Annotated in this window: 10 protein-coding genes; 8 read left to right on the forward strand and 2 right to left on the reverse strand. The window is 65.0% G+C overall.

Annotated elements, in window-relative coordinates:
- Positions 1 to 263 precede the first annotated feature (263 nt).
- The gene (locus OKW29_RS11865; protein ID WP_429291168.1) at positions 264 to 620 is read right to left on the reverse strand and encodes a hypothetical protein; all 357 of its coding nucleotides are present in this window, start codon (positions 618 to 620) and stop codon (positions 264 to 266) included.
- Between the two features lie 706 nt (positions 621 to 1,326).
- Between OKW29_RS11865 and OKW29_RS11870 the strand changes: the two genes are divergently transcribed.
- From OKW29_RS11870 to OKW29_RS11905, 8 genes are all read left to right on the forward strand, one after another.
- Positions 1,327 to 2,535: a capsule biosynthesis protein gene (locus OKW29_RS11870; RefSeq protein WP_429291169.1), complete on the forward strand. Its 1,209-nt coding sequence runs from the start codon at positions 1,327 to 1,329 to the stop codon at positions 2,533 to 2,535.
- Entirely contained in the window at positions 2,528 to 3,313 is a 786-nt protein-coding gene (locus OKW29_RS11875; protein ID WP_429291170.1) for an SDR family NAD(P)-dependent oxidoreductase, read from the forward strand. Before OKW29_RS11870 ends, OKW29_RS11875 begins: the two co-directional genes overlap by 8 nt.
- Entirely contained in the window at positions 3,314 to 4,849 is a 1,536-nt protein-coding gene (locus tag OKW29_RS11880; protein WP_429291171.1) for an LTA synthase family protein, read from the forward strand.
- Positions 4,846 to 12,522, forward strand: coding sequence for an SDR family NAD(P)-dependent oxidoreductase (locus OKW29_RS11885; RefSeq protein WP_429291172.1), 7,677 nt, complete (start codon positions 4,846 to 4,848; stop codon positions 12,520 to 12,522). The genes OKW29_RS11880 and OKW29_RS11885 overlap by 4 nt, the downstream gene beginning before the upstream one ends.
- The gene (locus OKW29_RS11890; protein ID WP_429291173.1) at positions 12,522 to 13,436 is read left to right on the forward strand and encodes a UDP-3-O-acyl N-acetylglycosamine deacetylase; all 915 of its coding nucleotides are present in this window, start codon (positions 12,522 to 12,524) and stop codon (positions 13,434 to 13,436) included. Before OKW29_RS11885 ends, OKW29_RS11890 begins: the two co-directional genes overlap by 1 nt.
- 23 nt (positions 13,437 to 13,459) lie before the next feature.
- Positions 13,460 to 14,797, forward strand: coding sequence for an aminotransferase class I/II-fold pyridoxal phosphate-dependent enzyme (locus OKW29_RS11895; protein WP_429291174.1), 1,338 nt, complete (start codon positions 13,460 to 13,462; stop codon positions 14,795 to 14,797).
- A 38-nt stretch (positions 14,798 to 14,835) separates the two neighbouring features.
- Positions 14,836 to 15,546, forward strand: coding sequence for a GNAT family N-acetyltransferase (locus OKW29_RS11900; protein ID WP_429291175.1), 711 nt, complete (start codon positions 14,836 to 14,838; stop codon positions 15,544 to 15,546).
- Positions 15,547 to 15,639: 93 nt separating this feature from the next.
- Positions 15,640 to 17,070 carry a mannose-1-phosphate guanylyltransferase/mannose-6-phosphate isomerase gene (locus OKW29_RS11905; protein ID WP_429291176.1) on the forward strand — a complete coding sequence of 477 codons (1,431 nt, stop codon included), beginning with the start codon at positions 15,640 to 15,642 and terminating at the stop codon, positions 17,068 to 17,070.
- A gap of 220 nt (positions 17,071 to 17,290) precedes the next feature.
- Here OKW29_RS11905 and OKW29_RS11910 read toward each other — a convergent pair whose 3' ends face one another.
- Complete coding sequence (locus OKW29_RS11910; protein WP_429291177.1) at positions 17,291 to 17,545, reverse strand: hypothetical protein; 255 nt, start codon at positions 17,543 to 17,545, stop codon at positions 17,291 to 17,293.
- Between the last annotated feature and the right edge of the window lie 25 nt (positions 17,546 to 17,570).

Raw genomic sequence — 17,570 nt, forward strand, 5'->3', positions numbered from 1 at the left:
GTTAACGGCGACTGATTATAGCGAGCAGCGATGCGCTGTGCCATCGTCCCAGCGATCCTTGCGTCACTTTTCTCATTTTTCTTTTTGCACCTATTGTTTCATCGCGTAATGTTGCATGCTCCGCCCTCTAAAAACACGACGCTTCTGATCAAAAAACAATGCTGGCTTTCTATCGCTATTGTGGGATTACCTCAGCAGCTCGTTACGCTGTTGTTGGAATTCCGGTTAGTGACCAGTAGCGGCGTGGGGGGATGCACCTTTGCTTAGTAGAACAAGTCGTCTGGATTGAATCGATGGTAACCGTAGTGCACCTCGTATCCGACGCCGAGACTCCTGGCGACACGCTTCGCGTCGTCTTCCTGAGCGTAGATACCGCCGAAGTGCCAAGGTGTTTTTTTCACGACCGCAAAGCCGAGCACGCAGTCAGCGCTATCAATGTTGCCGTGGTTGACCGGAGGCTGCACAAAGCCGGCCGACGCCGTTGAAGCCAATTGCATGAACCGACGCTGGGCCGGTTCATGTTCGTCGAGTTGCACTGCATTGGCTCGCGTTGCCGCGCTTGAGTCGTCCGCATTGCCGAAAGCGGCATGGTCAACACTCTCACAACGGTGTTTCTTCACAATATTCCCCGTTCTGCATGGTGGTTCTTCGGTATCTTAAAAACTTGAGCCAGCTGTTTTGCCGCTTCCGCGTTCAAACGTTACGTGCGTTGACGCTTCGCTTCCGTCTGCCGTCCTTTTGGTATCCGATGCGCAGCCTTACTAGATGTTACTAGATGCAACAGCAACGGCGATTGTAAGCGGTAATGCATCTTTCCGTACAGTGGGGCCTTTCTTTTCCCCGAAGGCGACAGTGCCGCGATGTTGCTAGATGCATTTTCCAACGTCTTATCCAACTTTGAATAGTTCTTTCAGTTCCCGCGCAGCGTATTTGGGCGCCAACGAAATCCTTGTGATTTGGACAGCGCAAACGTTTTACATGGGCCAATACGAATCTTTTACGCGATGTTTTTGCCGGTGTTACATGCGCAGGTCAGGCGCGGAATTTTCTTACACGGCAAATGGCAACGTACGCGCACCCAGTGGAGCAAGGGCGCCCGATTATGTCCAGTCGGTCTGGCTTGCGTCATCCAACTTGGTGTCCCTGAACAAATTTCCTAATTTTTCTTGTTGCGAGTTATTTTTCGTCTCGTAATGTTGTATTCTTCGCTCGTTGCTTAAGACCAGTCGCACAATTCAAACGATACCAAGGTCGCCGGGGGCCGAGGACGCATGTATGTCTATGTGTTCTATCGGTAATGCTCGACCTGCCATTAGACGTACTAACATGCACCGCTCCTTCCTCGCCCTGCAAGGCACGGCTTCTCCGTTCTTTAGCCGACTTGCCACAGCACTGCGCGAGCGCGGCCACGCCGTACGTCGGGTTAATTTCTGCGGCGGTGATCTGTCATACGCTTGCAATAGTGATGCATGGAATTTTCGCGGACAGCCAGGCGAATTATCCGATTGGTATTCCAATAAGGTGAACGCCAGCAGCTTTACCGACGTACTAATGTTCGGTGACTGTCGCGAAATACATCGCCCGGTACACCCAATCGCAAAAACCCACGGCCTGCGCGTCCACGTCTTCGAAGAAGGCTACGTTCGCCCGCATTGGCTGACGCTGGAAAAACACGGCGTAAACGGCCGCTCGCAATTACCGCGCGATCCAGCCTGGTATCTCGATCAACGCCGTTTCACGCCGCCGAGCCCCGTCGGTCATCCCACCGGCTATAACCTTTACGAGCGCGCATTTCACGACATCCGTTATCGCAGCGCCAACACGCTATTCGCGGTGCGCTTTCCGCACTACCGCAGCCATCGTCCGAGAAACGGTTTCTTCGAATACTCGGGACTGGCCGCGCGAGCATTGCGCCAACGCAAACATCATCAAGATTCCGACAAAGTCACTCACGATCTACTCGAAGCCGGTCGCGCGTATTACATCTTCCCGCTGCAACTGAATTCGGACGCGCAGATCGTCGTCCATTCGCCGTTCGACAGCGTGCGCGAAGCTATCGCAAAAGTACTGACTTCGTTCGCGCGTCAAGCGCCGGCCGACTGTTGGCTCGTGATCAAGAACCATCCGCTCGACACCGGCCTGATCGACTACCGCCGTCACGCTGAGCAACTCGCGCGCGAGCTTGGCATCGTCGAGCGCATGCGTTTCATCGACGGAGGCCATCTGCCGACGCTGCTCGATCACGCACGCGGCGCTGTCGTCGTGAACAGCACGGTCGGTTTGTCTGCGCTGCATCACCGTCGCCCGTTGATCGCGTTGGGCACGGCGATCTACGGCATGCCGGGCCTGACCTGGCAGGGTTCGCTCGACGACTTCTGGCAGCACGGCGAGCCGCCGGACATGAATCTGTACCAAGCCTTCCTCGACTACGTCGTCCACCACACCCAGATCAACGGAGACTTCTACACTCGCACCGGCATTGCGATGGCCACAGCCGGCGCGGTGCAACGCCTCGAGGCGGGCGCGCATGCGTAACGCCGCCCCGCGCCACATCGTCATTACCGGCGCGAGCGCGGGGCTCGGCCGCGCGCTCGCGCTGGCTTACTCGGCGCCGGGCGTAGTGCTCGGCCTGATAGGCCGCGACGCCGAGCGCCTCGAAGCATCGGCGCAAGCGTGCCGCGCAAAAGGTGCAACGGTGCAAACCGGCCAGATCGACGTGCGCAACGCCCAGGCGATGCAAACTTGGCTGCACCGTTTCGACGACGCTCAGCCCATTGATCTACTAATCGCCAACGCAGGCGCAGCCAGCACGCTCGCATCGGCCCAGGACTGGGAAGAACTCGAACGCACGGCCGCGATCGTCGACACCAATTTCTACGGCGCGATGCATGCGGTTCTGCCTGTCGTCACCCGCATGCGTCCACGCGGAAAAGGTCAGATCGCGCTGATAAGTTCGCTCGCGGCACTGCGCGGCATGGCGATTTCGCCGGCCTATTGCGCGAGCAAGTCGGCGATCAAAGCCTACGGCGACTCGGTGCGTCCGATCCTGTCGCGCGACGGCATCCGCATATCGATCGTGCTGCCGGGTTTCGTGAAGACCGCGATGAGCGATGTGTTCCCCGGCGACAAACCGTTCCTCTGGTCGGCGGACAAAGCCGCGCAGCACGTCCAGCGCAAGCTGAAAAACGGCCGCGCGGAAATCGCTTTTCCCAGCTTGCTCGCTTTCGGTATGCGTCTTCTGCCGTTGCTGCCCGCGGTTCTCGCCGATGCGATTCTCGGTGGCCTGTCCTATCTGCCGCGCGAGGAGCGTTGAATGGACGCGACGCTCGTGCTCAATTTCGCGGCGGCAGCCGGCCTCGCGCTTCTGCCTGAAGCGATCGCGCTGCCGCGTGCGTCGTTGCGTCGCTCGCCGCTTGCGTTGGCGTTGCACGTCGCCGCTATCGCGTTCATCTGTTTGTGCATGTTGCTGGTCACGGGGCGCGTGAGGTTCTCGGCTTTCGTTGCGATCGCGCTGGTCGCGCTGCTTGCCGGCGTGAGCAATGCTAAATACGCGTCGTTGCAGGAGCCTTTTGTATTCACCGACCTGAGCCTCTTCAGTCAGCTTTTTGCGCATCCGCGTCTGTATTTGCCGTTTCTCAGCGTGCGCACGGTGGCGGCGATCGTCGTCGGCATCGTCGTGGTGGTCGGGGGCTTCATCGCGGATAAGCCGCTTGCGCAAAGGCCAATCGGTGCGCTTCTGATCGCTGCGTGCGCGTGCCTCGCAGCAGCCTGCCTCTGCGCCGCACGCTTGCCGCTCAAGCTAAGCGCCGTCGACGATCAAAAGCGTCACGGCTTCTTCGCCGTCCTCGTCGCCTATCTGCTGAACGGCATGAAGCCTGCCACGTCGCGGCAATTGCGCGATGCACTGGTCACCGGTCCTTTCGCGAGCGGTGCGCCGCAATCGGCTCCCGACGTGATCCTGATCCAGAGCGAGTCGTTCTTCGACGCACGGCGTCTTTCCGCGTTGATCGATCGGTCCATCCTCAGCCACTTCGACAGCGCACGCCGCGAGTCGATCCAGCATGGCGAGCTGACGGTGCCCGCGTGGGGCGCGAATACGATGCGCACCGAGTTCGCGGTCCTGACCGGCATCGACCAGACGCAGCTAGGCTACGCGCGTTTCTATCCGTATGCGTTCGTGCGGCGCGCGTGCGCATCGCTCGCGTCGTGGTTCAAGCAAGGCGGTTATCAGACCCTCGCGATTCACCCGTATTACGCCGACTTCTTCGGTCGCGAGCGGGCCTTCAAACATCTGCAGATCGACCGCTTCATCGACATCAAGGCATTCGCCGACGCGCCGCGCGCTGGCCCGTACGTCGCCGATATGGCGGTCGCGGACGCGATCATCGAAGCGCTCGACGAACCGCGCGAGAAGCCCGCGTTCATCTTCTCGATGACGATGGAAAATCACGGCCCGCTGCATCTGGAAACGGTTCGACCGGGCGAGGCCGCCGCTTTCCATTCGTTCGGCGACGACGAGCAATGGCACGACCTGACCGCTTATCTGCGGCATCTGTCAAACGCCGATGCGATGCTCGGCCGCCTGCTCGCCGCGCTGCGCGCGCGGCGCCGCGACACGGTGCTGTGTTTTTATGGCGATCACGTGCCGGCGCTTTCGCACGTGTACGCGCAATTCGACAACGAACCCGCACACAGCAACTACTTCATCTGGCGCAACTATGGTGATGCGCCTGCCATCCGAACAGATCTTTACGCCGCGCAACTTGGCGTCGCCCTCGTAGAAGCGCTCGCGCCGGCCGTATCGCGTGAGACGCCGACGCGTACGCTGCACCCAACAGAAGAACAATGACGAAACAGATTGCGATTGTGGGGATGGCCTGCCGCTTTCCCGGCCATGTTGAGAACCCGGAAGATTTCTGGGCGTTGCTTCGTGACGAAAAAGACGCGGTCACGCAAGTGCCGGCCGATCGCTTCGGCACGGAGTTTTACCAGCATCCGTCGAAGCGCGAAGCGGGCAAGAGCTATACGTTCTCCGCCGGCGTGCTCGACGACGTCGCCGGTTTCGACGCGTCGTTCTTCGGCATCTCTCCGCGCGAAGCGCAGCAGATGGACCCGCAGCAGCGTCTGTTGCTCGAACTCGCATGGGAAACCTTCGAGGACGCGGGCGTGCGTCCGCGCGACATGGAAGGCAGCAACTGCGCGGTCTATGTCGGTGTCGCGAGCCCGGACTACGGCAATCGTTTCGTCGACGACCTGAACGCGGTCGACCCGTATTCGGCGACCGGCAACACGCTCAGCATCGCGTCGAACCGTCTGTCGTATCTGTTCGACCTGCGCGGGCCGAGCGTATCGGTCGATACCGCGTGCTCGTCGTCGCTGGTCGCGTTGCACCAGGCGTGTCAGGCGCTGCAGGCAGGCGACGCCGAAGTGGCGCTCGCGGGCGGCGTCAATCTGCTGCTGCATCCGTTCGGCTTCGTGACGTTCTCGAAGGCGTCGATGCTGTCGCCGCGCGGCCGCTGCCGTGCGTTCGACGCGACCGGCGACGGCTACGTCCGCTCGGAAGGCGGCGCGCTCGTGATGCTGAAAACGCTGGAGCGCGCGCTCGCCGACGGCGACACGATTCATGCCGTCATCGCGGGTACGGGCGTGAACTCGGACGGCTACTCGCAGGGCGGCATCAGCGTTCCGGGCGCGGCAACTCAGGCCGCGCTGCTGCGCACGGTCTATCAACGCGCGGGCGTCGATCCGCGCTCGCTCGCTTATGTAGAGGCGCATGGTACCGGTACTGCCGTCGGCGATCCGATCGAGGCGCGCGCGTTGATGAGCGTCGCGTCGGCGGGGCGCCCCGTCGATCGGCCGCTGCTGATCGGTTCGGTGAAGACCAACGTCGGTCACCTCGAAACGGCGTCGGGCATGGCCGGACTGATCAAGGCGATCCTGTGCCTGAAGCACCGCGCGGTGCCGAAGACGCTGCATTTCGAAACGCCGAATCCGGCGATCGATTTCGTCGGCGGCCGGCTGCGTGTCGTCGATCGTCTGACGCCGCTCGAATCGCCCGATGGCGCCGACGCGCCGCTCGTAGTCGGCGTCAACTCGTTCGGTTTCGGCGGCACGAATGCGCACGTCGTGCTGCGCGAGGCGCCGGTTTCTAGCGTCACCAAAACGCCGCGCCACGAAGCCGGCGACGCAGCCGCGTCGCTCACGCCGCTCGTGCTCTCGACGCGCGCCGCGGCCGCATTGCCGAACCTCGCGGCGCGCTATCTGGCATCGCTCGATCAAGGCGCGTCGTGGAATCTGTTGGCTGCGAATGCGGCGCATCGCCGGCAATGGCTCAAGCATCGCGCGATCGTCGCACCGTCGACGCTCGCCGAAGCGCGCGCGGCACTCGTCGAGCTGGCCACGTCGGTGCAAGAGCACGCGGGCATGGCGCTAGTGAAAGGCGAAGCACCGGCCGACGATGGTCGTCTCGCGCTGGTGTTCTCCGGCAACGGTTCGCAGTGGGCCGGCATGGGCAAGCAGTTGCTCCAACAGGAGCCGGTGTTCAGCGCCGCGCTCGAAGAGATCGACGCATTGTGGCGCGCCGACGGCAGCGCCTCGCTGCTCGACATGTTGCGCGAAGGCGTGAGTGCCGAGACTCTCGCGGCCACCGAGCATTCGCAGCCGCTGCTGTTCGCGATCCAGGTCGGTGTGGTGCGCGTGCTCGAAGCGCGTGGCGTCACATCTGACGTGTGCGTCGGCCACAGCGTCGGCGAAGTCGCGGCGGCGTGGGCATCGGGGGCATTGACGCTCGCGCAGGCCGTGCGCGTCATCAAGATCCGCAGCCGCGCGCAGGCGAAAACGCGCGGCACCGGCCGCATGGCGGCCGCCGGTCTCGGCGAAGCGGCGATCCGCGCGTTGATCGCGCAACACGATCTCGACGCGACGGTGGAAGTTGCTGGCGTCAATAGTCCGCAGGCGGTCACGCTCGCCGGTCCGCTCGACGCGCTGCAAACGCTCGAAGCGGCCGTCAAGGCGAGCGGTCGTTTCTTCCAGATGCTCGACCTCGACTACGCATTCCACAGCTGTCAGATGGACCCGATCGAGCTGGACGTCCTCGTGGGTCTCGCAGACCTCGCGCCGGGTGAGACCACGCGCGGCTTCGTATCGACGGTGACGGGCGACGAACTGGCGGGCACCGAACTCGACGCGCGCTACTGGTGGCGCAATATCCGCGAGTCGGTGCGCTTTGGCGACGCGATCGCGCGCATCGCGCAGAACGGCGTGCGTCTGTTCCTCGAAATCGGCCCGCATTCGATTCTGCGCACCTATGTGACGCAAACGCTCGACGACGCGCGCATCGCGGGCCGCTCGCTGCCGACGCTCAAGCGCAATCACGACAACGCGGAGACGCTGCATCACGCGCTGCACGCGATGATCGCAAACGGCGCGAGCGTCGACGTCGATCGTTTCGCGCCGCGTGCGTTGTTGAGCCAGCGTGTCGCGCTGCCGTCGTATCCGTGGCAGCACGAACGCCATTGGCTCGGCCCGACCGCCGAGGCCTACAACCTCGTGTACCGCCGCCGCGAGCATCCGCTGCTCGGCTATCGTCTCCACGAGCATGCGCTCGCGTGGGAAAACCAGCTCGACCCGGCGGGGCTGCCGATGCTGGCCGACCACGTCGTCGATGGTGGCGCGGCGTTTCCGGGCGCCGGCTACGTCGAGATGGCACTGGCCGCCGCGCGCGTGCATTTCGGCACCGCGAGCTGCGCGGTCGAGAACGTCGAAATCCGTTTGCCTGTCGTATTCCAGCCGCAGCATTCGAAGCTGTTCCGCTTCACCATCGACGTGCGGACCGCGAATTTCACGATCGAAACGCGCGATCGCATGTCGGACGAAGCATGGTCGCTGAACGTGACCGGCCGTTTGCTCGCGAGCGGTTGCGCGCTCCGCGACGCGGCGGCCAACCTGCCGCTTTTCGATCTGACGAGCCTGCTCGCGCAGCCTGCGATGTCGGGCGACACGCTGTACGCGAACACCGCCGCGATCGGCCTGAACTACGGGCCCGCGTTCCGTTGGGTGCGCGCGGTCCACGTCGACGCAAACGCCGACATGGCGCTTGCCGAAGTCGACATGCCCGCGGTGCTCGCGCAGTCCGCTGACGCCGCGAACGCCTACGCATTGCATCCCGCGCTGATGGACAGCGGCTTTCATCCGCTGTTTGCGCTGCTCGCTTCGCCGCGCCATGGCGAGATCGAGCATGCGGCTTATGTGCCGGTACAACTGGGCCGCATCGACTATCTGCGCGGCGACGCGATTTGCTATGTGCTCGCGCGCATCGAGCGGCGCAGCCCGCATTCGGTCGTTGCATCGTTCGAATTCGCCGACGCGCAGGGCGCGGTCGTCGCGCGTCTGAGCGCCTGCCGGTTCCGTCGCGTCGATCTGCTGAGCCGGCGCCAGCAGGCGCCTGGACGCTATACGTATATCGTCGAAGCGAAGCCGCTTGCCGCCGATGTCAACGCGCACGCGTTGACCACCGCCGCCGCGTTGCTGGCCGATGCGACGAGCGCGCTCGCCGTGCAGGAAGACGAAGCGCGCCGGCACACGCATCTGACCGAGATGCTGCCGCTGCTCGACGTGCTTGCCGGCGCGTACGCGTTGCAGGCGCTCGACGCGCTCGACGTGTTCGCGCAGCCGGCGCTCCCTGATTGCGCGCATCCGGCGTTGCTCGCGCGACTCGTGCAGATCGTCGTCGAAGATGGCCTCGCGCGTCGCGAAGGTACACGTCTCGTGCGCGACGACGACGCCTGCGCGAACCTGCCCGCCATCGACGAGCTGTGGCGCGAGCTGCTCGCGCAATCGCCCGCGCATGTGGCGGAACTGACGCTGCTCGCGCATTGCGGCGCGGCGTTGCCTGCCGTGCTGCGCGGCGAATTGAGTGGCGCGCAGATTCTGCCGCCGTCGCGCAGCAGCCTCGTCGAGCATTTCTTCGAAGCGTCGCCGACGTGGACGCACGCCAATGCGCTGACCGGTGCGTGTCTGGATCGCGCGATCGAAAGCTGGAGCGAGCCGCGCCGGCTGCGCGTGCTCGAACTCGATTCGCCGCTTACCGACGTGCTGCAACCGCTCGCGATCCACGTGCCGGTCTCGCGTTGCGATTACACGATCGCGGGTACGCGTGAACAGTTGAGCGGCTTCGACACGACTGAGCATCCGTCGCTCCATATCGCGACTGTCGAATTCGGCGATGCGCCGCGCCTCGTTGGCGTCGACGCGGGCGAGCACTACGACCTCGTGGTCGCGAGTCACGTGCTCGCCGGGCAAAGCGAGCCGCGCGCGCTGCTCGCCGCGTTGCGCGGCTGGCTCGCGCCGGGCGCGCTGGTCGTGATCGCGGAACCGCGCAACAGCCGTTTCGCGGATCTGGTGTTCGATCTCGACGCGGACGCCGCGCATGCCAACGCGCGGCGCGCGGCGTGGCTGTCGCCGCAGGCGCTGACGCAACTGCTCGAACAGGCTGGCTTCGAACAGGTCGCGCGCCATACGGAGCACGGGCTCGACCTCGAAGGCGCGCCAACGCTGCTGGTAGCGCGGGCGCCGCTTGAAGTGGCTGGGAACGATGCGGCGGGCGCGACTCAGGCGAGCACGTCGCCTGCGCATTGGTCGTTGCTGTACGCGACGTCCGACGCGATCGACGACACGCTGAGCACAGCGCTGCGAGCCGCCGGCCACACGACGTCGAGCACGACACTTCAGGCATTGCGTCACGATATGAGCAAGCTGGCCGCGCCGGCCGGGGGTGGGCAGCACATCGCGCATCACTTGGTGTTCGTTGCGCCCGATCAGCCGTTGTCCGCCGACGCCGACGGCGCCGAAGTGATGCACGCGCAGCGGCAGACCACGCTCGCGCTCGCACAGCTCGTGCGCGACCTCGCGGTGGCGTCGAACGAAATGCGCCCGCAACTGTGGGTCGTCACGCGTGGCGGCGCACCGGTCGCGACGCCGTTCGTGGATGCCGCGTCTCTGCGTCCCGAGCAGGGCGCGCTGTGGGGGCTCGTGCGCGTGCTGGCCAACGAGCATCCCGAACTATCGTGCCGTCTGATCGATGTGTGCGCGACGCAAGCCGACGCGGGCGCGTTGCTCGCGCGCGAACTGCTTGCGTCCGACGGCGAGGAAGAAGTGCTGTTGACGCCGCGCGGCCGCTACGTGACGCGTATGCTGCCCACCCCGAACGCGGCGCTGCGCGACATCGTGGCCGAGCCGCTGCGTGCGCGCAATGAAGCGGCGGTGCTCGGTTTCGCGTCGCCGGGTTCGTTGCGCAACCTCGAATGGTTCCCGCTGCCGCAGAGCGAGCTCGCTGCGGATGAGGTCGAGATCGAACCGGCCGCGACGGGCCTCAATTTCCGCGACGTGATGTACGCAATGGGCCTGCTGTCCGACGAGGCTGTCGAAAACGGTTTCGCGGGCGCGACGGTCGGCATGGAGCTGTCCGGGCGCGTCGTACGCGTCGGCCGCGACGTGCAGCGTTTCGCGGCGGGCGATGCGGTGCTCGGCTTCGCGCCGGCGTCGTTCGCGAGCCGAGTGCGCACGAAAGCGGAAGCGATTGCGCACAAGCCCGCGCGTCTGACGTTCGAGGAAGCGGCGACCGTGCCGACGACGTTCTTCACCGCGTACTACGCGCTGTGCGAGCTCGCGCGTCTGCGCCGTGGCGAACGGGTGCTCGTGCACGGCGCGGCGGGCGGCGTCGGGATCGCGGCGATCCAGCTCGCGCGGCATCTCGGCGCGGAAGTGTTCGCGACCGCGGGCAGCCGCGAGAAGCGCGAGTTCGTGCGTCTGCTCGGCGCCGATCATGTGTTCGATTCGCGCAGCCTCGCATTCGCCGATCAAATCCGCGAGCGCACGCAAGGCGCCGGCATCGACATCGTGCTCAATTCGCTGGCCGGCGAAGCGATGGTGCGCAGCATCGATACGCTGCGTCCGTTCGGTCGTTTCCTCGAACTCGGCAAGCGCGATTTCTATGAAAACAGCCGCATCGGCTTGCGGCCGTTCCGTAACAACATCAGCTATTTCGGCATCGATGCGGACCAGTTGATGAGCGCGTTGCCGGGGCTGACCGCGCGTCTGTTCGAAGACGTGATGCGGCTGTTCGCGGACGGTGTGCTGCATCCGCTGCCGTATCGCGCGTTCCCGGCCGAGCGCGTCGAGGAAGCGTTCCGCCATATGCAGCAGGCGCGGCAGATCGGCAAAATTCTGGTCACGTATCCGGCCGGCACGCCGAGCCCCGCGCGTTCGGCGCAAGCCAGTGCGACGCTGCGACTCGATCCGGCGGCCGCGTATCTGGTTGTCGGCGGCACGGGCGGGCTTGGCTTTGCGACCGCTCGCTGGATGATGTCGCGCGGCGCGCGTCATCTGGTGCTCGCGAGCCGCTCCGGCACGCTCGCGCCCGAACTGGCCGAAGAAACCGCACGCTGGCGCGCAAGCAACGGCACCGAAGTGCGCACGGTCGCCTGCGACGTGACCGACGCGGCCGCGCTCGATGCGTTGCTTGCCGACCTCGCGCAACGCGGCACACCGTTGAAGGGCGTGCTGCATTCGGCGATGGTGATCGACGACGGTCTCGTGCGCAATCTCGACGACGAGCGCTTTGCCGCCGTGCTCGCGCCGAAGGTGGCGGGCGCGTGGAACCTGCATCGCGCGACGCGTGAGCTGCCGCTCGATTTCTTCGTGGTCTATTCGTCGGCGACGACCTTCCTCGGCAATCCGGGGCAATCGAGCTACGTCGCGGCGAACAGCTTCCTCGAAGCGCTGATCGCGCAGCGGCGCGCGGCCGGTTTGCCGGGCACCTGCATGGCATGGGGCCCGCTCGATGACGTCGGCTTCCTCGCGCGCAACGCGGAAACACGCGAAGCGCTGCAGGCGCGGATCGGCGGTGTGTCGATCAGCTCGGCCGAAGCGATGGCCGCGCTCGAACGCGCACTCGTCGCGATGCGGGCGTGCGAGGCGGTGGTGCGGCTCGATTGGCACGCCCTTGCGTTCGGCATGCCGGCGGCGCGCGCGCATCGCTATACCGAGCTGCAGACGCGCGGTAGTCACGAACCGGCGCCTCAGGGCAGCGTGCAGATGCGCGAGCAGATCGCGGCGATGGCGTTCGACGATGCGCAGCGATTGGTCGAGGAGACGCTGCAGGCGCAGATCGCGCGCATTCTGCACATGTCGCCGGAGAAGATCGAAACCGGCCGCTCGATTCTCGACATGGGCATGGATTCGCTGATGGGCATGGAACTCGGCATGGCCGTCGAAGAGCGCTTCGAGGTCAAGCTGTCGATCATGACGATGGCCGAGGGCGCGACCGTGCATTCGCTCGCGCAACGGATCGTCGAGTCGATCCAGACGCAGGACGAGGCTGCCGAGCCAAACGGCGCCGCCGCGCAGATGGCGGCGCAGGTCGCGGCAGTTGCCGCGCAACATGCGCTCGATGTGGGTGCCAACGCGCTGGCCGACGTGGCGGATGCGCTGTCCGCTCAGTCGAGCGCGATGGAGCCCGTCTAATGCGCGCGCCCGCGGGCTGGAGTGATCGGGAGGGGACGCTCGCACGCGTGCTGACGGTGAGCGGTCACGGCTTGCACACGGGCCGGCGCGTGAACGTGCGGATCCTGCCGGGCACGGCGAACAGTCCGCGCGGCATCGTGTTCAGGCGCATGCGGCAGGGTCGCGTGCTGGCCGAATTCGCGGTGAGTCCCGCGTTGCGGCGCGGGCAGCCGCTGTGCACGATGCTCGAATCGGCCGATGGCGTGCGCGTACGCACGGTCGAGCATCTGCTGGCTTCGCTGCTAGCGTGCGAAATCGATCGCGCGACGATCGAGCTCGATGCGGAGGAAGTACCGATTCTCGACGGCAGCGCGCAACCTTGGCTCGACGAGATTCGCGCGTGCGGACGCATCGAGCTGCCGCATGCGAAGCGCTTCATTCGCGTGCTGCGGCCCGTGAAGATTGCCGACGGCGTGGGCACGCGCGACGAACGCAGCATGTCGATCGAACCGGCAGCCGCCTATGAATTGAGTGTGCGCAACGATCTGAAGGGCTTCGGCGAATTGCGCTGGCGCGGCGCGCTGACGCCGGCGAGCTTTGCCAGCGAGATCGCGCCGTCGCGCTCGTATGGACGCGTCAAGTGGGCGATCCCGGCGATCGCGGCGGGCTACGTGCGCGGCACGCCGATTCTGCGCGGCGCGCGCCTGTCGTGCACGGCGGCGATCGTCGGCAATCGGGTGCTCGGCGGCATGCGCGTGCCCGACGAGTTCGTGCGGCACCGCGTGCTCGATCTGGTCGGCGACATGGCGATGGCCGGCGCGCCATTGCTGGGCCGCGTGAGCGCGTTGCGGCCGAGTCACGAAATGAACTACCGGCTCGTCGCCGCGCTGCTCGCGGATCGCGACGCGTGGGAATGGGCGGAATTCGCGAGCTGAACGTACAGGATTAGCGAAACACTATGGGACTGGGTGATCACCTTCGCCAGCAACTCGCCGCGAAGGCGTTGATGAGGCAGCTGGAGCGCGTGTCCGACGAGGCGCGCGAGCCAGGCGCGCGGCTCGCGGCGAACGGCACTCGCGCCGCGCAGGACGCCGCGCGCGCAGAGCTGTGCAGCTTCGAAAGCATGCCGGGTTATCAGCAGGTCGAGATACTGCGGCAGATGGGCGACAAGCTGCAGGTGCGCTCGCCGTTCTTTCGCGTGCATGAGGGCGTGGCCGGCGCGACGACGCGCATCGGCGGCGCCGAGTATCTGAACTACGCGAACTACAACTATCTCGGCCTCGCCGGCGATCGGCACGTATGTGCGCGGTCGAAAGAGGCGATCGACCGCTATGGCACGTCGGCGTCCGCGAGCCGCATGGTGGCGGGCGAACGGCCCGTGCAGCGCGAACTCGAAACGGCGCTCGCGTCGTTCTACGAGGTCGACGATTGCGTCGTGTTCGTCAGCGGCCACGCGACCAATGTGACCGTGATCGGCTCGCTGTTCGGTCCCGGCGACCTGATCGTGCACGACTCGCTCGCCCATAACAGCATCGTGCAGGGCGCGCAATTGAGCGGCGCCAAACGGCTAAGCTTTCCGCACAACGACTGGCAGGCGCTCGACGCACTGCTCGCGCGCGTGCGGCACGACTACCGGCGCGTGCTGATCGCGATCGAAGGCCTGTACAGCATGGACGGCGACATTCCCGATCTCGCGCAATTCGTCGACATCAAGCGCCGTCATGCGGCGTTCCTGATGGTCGACGAGGCACATTCGCTCGGCGTGCTCGGTGAGCGCGGCCAGGGCGTGCGCGAGCATTGCGGCGTGGCGAGCGGCGACGTCGATATCTGGATGGGAACGCTCAGCAAAACGCTCGCCGGTTGCGGCGGGTTTATCGCGGGCACGCAGGCGTTGATCGATATCCTGCGGCACCTCGCGCCGGGCTTCCTGTATAGCGTGGGGCTCGCGCCTGCGTTGGCGGCGGCGTCGCTCGCGGCGCTCGAGCGTCTGATCGCCGAACCCGAGCGGGTCGCGCGCTTGCGCGCACGCGGGCGGCAGTTCATCGACGAGGCGCGTGCCGCCGGTCTCGATACCGGCAAGAGCGCGGGGTATGCAGTCGTGCCGATCATTTCCGGCAGCACGCTGAAGGCCGCGCAATGGGCGAACGCGATGTTCGCCGAAGGCATCAACGTGCAGCCGATCTTCTATCCGGCCGTCGAGGAAAAGGCGGCGCGCCTGCGCTTTTTCATCTGCTCGACGCATGAACCCGAACAGATCAGCCGCACGATCGTCGCGCTCAGGCGCATCGCTCGCTAACCACACCGCAAACCAATCAAATACGGGGGCTGCCTGTCATGTATGCCGAAGATCCCGCGCGCGAGGTTTGGCCAGATCGCGAACAAGAACCGGTTGCGTTGCGCTTTCGCGCCGCGCGCGCCGGCGATGCTGAAGCATGCGCGCCGCTGATCTTCGCATCGGGTGTGCGCGAATTCGGCTTCTTTCTCGGCGAGCCGGCCGATGCGTGCATCGAATTTCTGGCATTTGCGTTTGCATCGAAGCTCGGACGCTTTTCGTATCGACGCCACCGTGTGGCCGCGACGGAAGACGACCAGCCGGTCGCAGTGCTTGCGCTGCATGACGGACGACACACATGGTTCGACGATCCGCACGTCGCACTGATGCTGATGTTGTTCTTCGGCCTGCGCCGCACGGTTCGCATGCTATTGCGCGGCCTCGTGCTCGAAAGCGAATTGTCGGCACCGACGTCGTCGCAGACACTGATCGCCCACTGCGCGACGCACGAGCGCCTGCGCGGCACGGGTGTGTTCAGCACGCTGTTTGCGGATGCGATGCGCGCCGGTGAGTTGAATTCGCAGACTCGCGCGGCGCATGGCGAACCCGATCGACAACAGCTCGTACTCGACGTGCTGGTCAGCAACAAGCGCGCATACGCGCTGTACCGGCGTCTCGGCTTTGTCGAGTTGCCGCGCCGGGCGCCGCTTTCGGCGCGCTTGCCGCGCGAGCTCGAGTCGGTGCGGTTGGAGTGGGCGGGCAGGAATAAGTGACGCGGAAAAAGCGACGGCCCGCAACGTACGACGCAAGCAAGAGGCAGATGCACGATGCAGTCGATTGATAAGACACAAACAAGGACCTGAAATATGCACATCCATCCCGTAATTCTTTGCGGCGGCAGCGGCACGCGACTGTGGCCGATGTCGCGCGGCGGATATCCGAAGCAGTACCTGGCACTGACCGGCGAACACACGCTCGTCCAGCAAACCGCGTTGCGGCTGCGCGGCATCGATGGTGTGACCGCGCCGATCGTCGTCACGAACAACGAGCAGCGTTTTCTCGTCGCCGAGCAACTGCGCCAGGTCGACGTCGGGTCGGCAAGCATCGTGCTGGAACCGGCAAGCCGCAACACGGCGCCGGCCATTGCCGTGGCCGCGCTGCTTGCATTGCGCGACACCCCCGACGCGTTGCTGCTCGTGCTGCCGTCCGATCATGTGATCGCGGGCGAGGCCGCCTTCGTCAAGGCAGTCGAAGCGGCGGCGCAGATCGCGAAGGACGGGCGTCTGGTCACGTTCGGCATCGCGCCGACCGAGCCGCAGACCGGCTACGGTTACATCCGCGCGGGCGCGGCGCTGATCGACGGCACGCAGACGTTCGCGGTCGACTCGTTCGTCGAGAAGCCCGATGCAGCGACCGCTCAGCGCTTTATCGATGAGGGCCGCTACTACTGGAATAGCGGCATGTTCATGCTGAAGGCGTCGACCTATATGGACGAGTTGCGCCGCTACGAGCCGGAGATCGCGCGTCAGGCCGAGCTGTCGCTGCAAAGCGCGCAGCAGGATCATGATTTCGTGCGTCTCGATGCCGAGGCGTTCGCCGCCTGCCCGAACATTTCCGTCGACCACGCGGTGATGGAGAAGACCCAGCGCGCGGCCGTCGTCGCGGTCGCCGATCTTGGCTGGAACGACATCGGTTCGTGGACCGCGCTCGCCGACATCGCCGAGCGAGATGCGCAGAACAACGCGCTGATCGGCGACGTGCTGACCGAGGCGGTCAGCAACTCGTACATTCGCGCCGAGCATCGGCTCGTGGCGGCGATCGGGCTCGAGAACGTCGTGATCGTCGAGACCGCGGACGCGGTGCTGGTCGCGCATCGGGATCAGGCGCAGGACGTGAAGAAGATCGTCGCGCAGCTCAATGCGATGGGGCGTCACGAGTCGGTCACGCATCGTCGCGTGGTGCGGCCGTGGGGGTCGTATGAAGGCATCGATAGCGGCGAGCGCTTTCAGGTCAAACGCATCGTCGTCAATCCGGGCGCGCAGCTGAGTCTGCAGATGCATCATCATCGCGCGGAGCACTGGATCGTCGTGAAGGGCACCGCGCTCGTGACGAACGGCGACAAGGAAATCATGCTGACCGAAAATCAGTCGACCTACATTCCGCTCGGCGTCACGCACCGGCTGCTGAACCCCGGCAAGATTCCGCTCGAGTTGATCGAGGTGCAGTCGGGCGCGTATCTCGGCGAGGATGACATCGTGCGGTTCGAGGATACGTACGGGCGTGTGGCGAAGGTTTAACGCCGTCGACGTTTAGCCTCGGCGACGTGTTTCAAAGGCCACTGGTTGAAGGACCGGTGGCTTTTTTCATTTGCGTGAGCGCATCCGGAACCCTACTTACCGCACGCGAAGGGGACTTCGAATAAGAGCATGAAGCGCGCGATGCGGCCCGATCGTACCAACCCGGGCCGCAACACATGCGTGATTGCGCCGTCGTACGCAACGGCGCTGGGCCTCGTGCTTACAGCGGCACGATTTTGCCCGGCTCCGGATGGCAGACCGGGGTGTAGACCGGCCCGCAGCCGTAATGCACGGGCTGGCAGGGGTTGTAGGAGGGCGGGTTGTAGTACGACGGGCCGCGAACCGGCGGTTTTTCGTGGTAACACGAAGGCGGGTATTCGTGCGGGAAACACGAGTGGCCGCCGCGCACGGACTGTGCAGCCACGTGGTCGAGGTCGTCGCAGCGCGACAGGTCGGCAAGGGTCAAGTTGGACATGATGAATCTCCGGCAACGTTGGATG

The organism is Paraburkholderia sp. CI3 (assembly GCF_050436505.1).
GTDB lineage: Bacteria > Pseudomonadota > Gammaproteobacteria > Burkholderiales > Burkholderiaceae > Paraburkholderia > Paraburkholderia tuberum.

Excerpts from the sequence above, each read along its gene's own strand:
- OKW29_RS11870 (WP_429291169.1), top strand. The coding sequence starts at position 1,327 with ATGCACCGCTCCTTCCTCGCCCTGCAAGGCACGGCTTCTCCGTTCTTT.
- OKW29_RS11875 (WP_429291170.1), top strand. The coding sequence starts at position 2,528 with ATGCGTAACGCCGCCCCGCGCCACATCGTCATTACCGGCGCGAGCGCG.
- OKW29_RS11880 (WP_429291171.1), top strand. The coding sequence starts at position 3,314 with ATGGACGCGACGCTCGTGCTCAATTTCGCGGCGGCAGCCGGCCTCGCG.
- OKW29_RS11885 (WP_429291172.1), top strand. The coding sequence starts at position 4,846 with ATGACGAAACAGATTGCGATTGTGGGGATGGCCTGCCGCTTTCCCGGC.
- OKW29_RS11890 (WP_429291173.1), top strand. The coding sequence starts at position 12,522 with ATGCGCGCGCCCGCGGGCTGGAGTGATCGGGAGGGGACGCTCGCACGC.
- OKW29_RS11895 (WP_429291174.1), top strand. The coding sequence starts at position 13,460 with ATGGGACTGGGTGATCACCTTCGCCAGCAACTCGCCGCGAAGGCGTTG.
- OKW29_RS11900 (WP_429291175.1), top strand. The coding sequence starts at position 14,836 with ATGTATGCCGAAGATCCCGCGCGCGAGGTTTGGCCAGATCGCGAACAA.
- OKW29_RS11905 (WP_429291176.1), top strand. The coding sequence starts at position 15,640 with ATGCACATCCATCCCGTAATTCTTTGCGGCGGCAGCGGCACGCGACTG.
- OKW29_RS11910 (WP_429291177.1), bottom strand. The coding sequence starts at position 17,545 with ATGTCCAACTTGACCCTTGCCGACCTGTCGCGCTGCGACGACCTCGAC.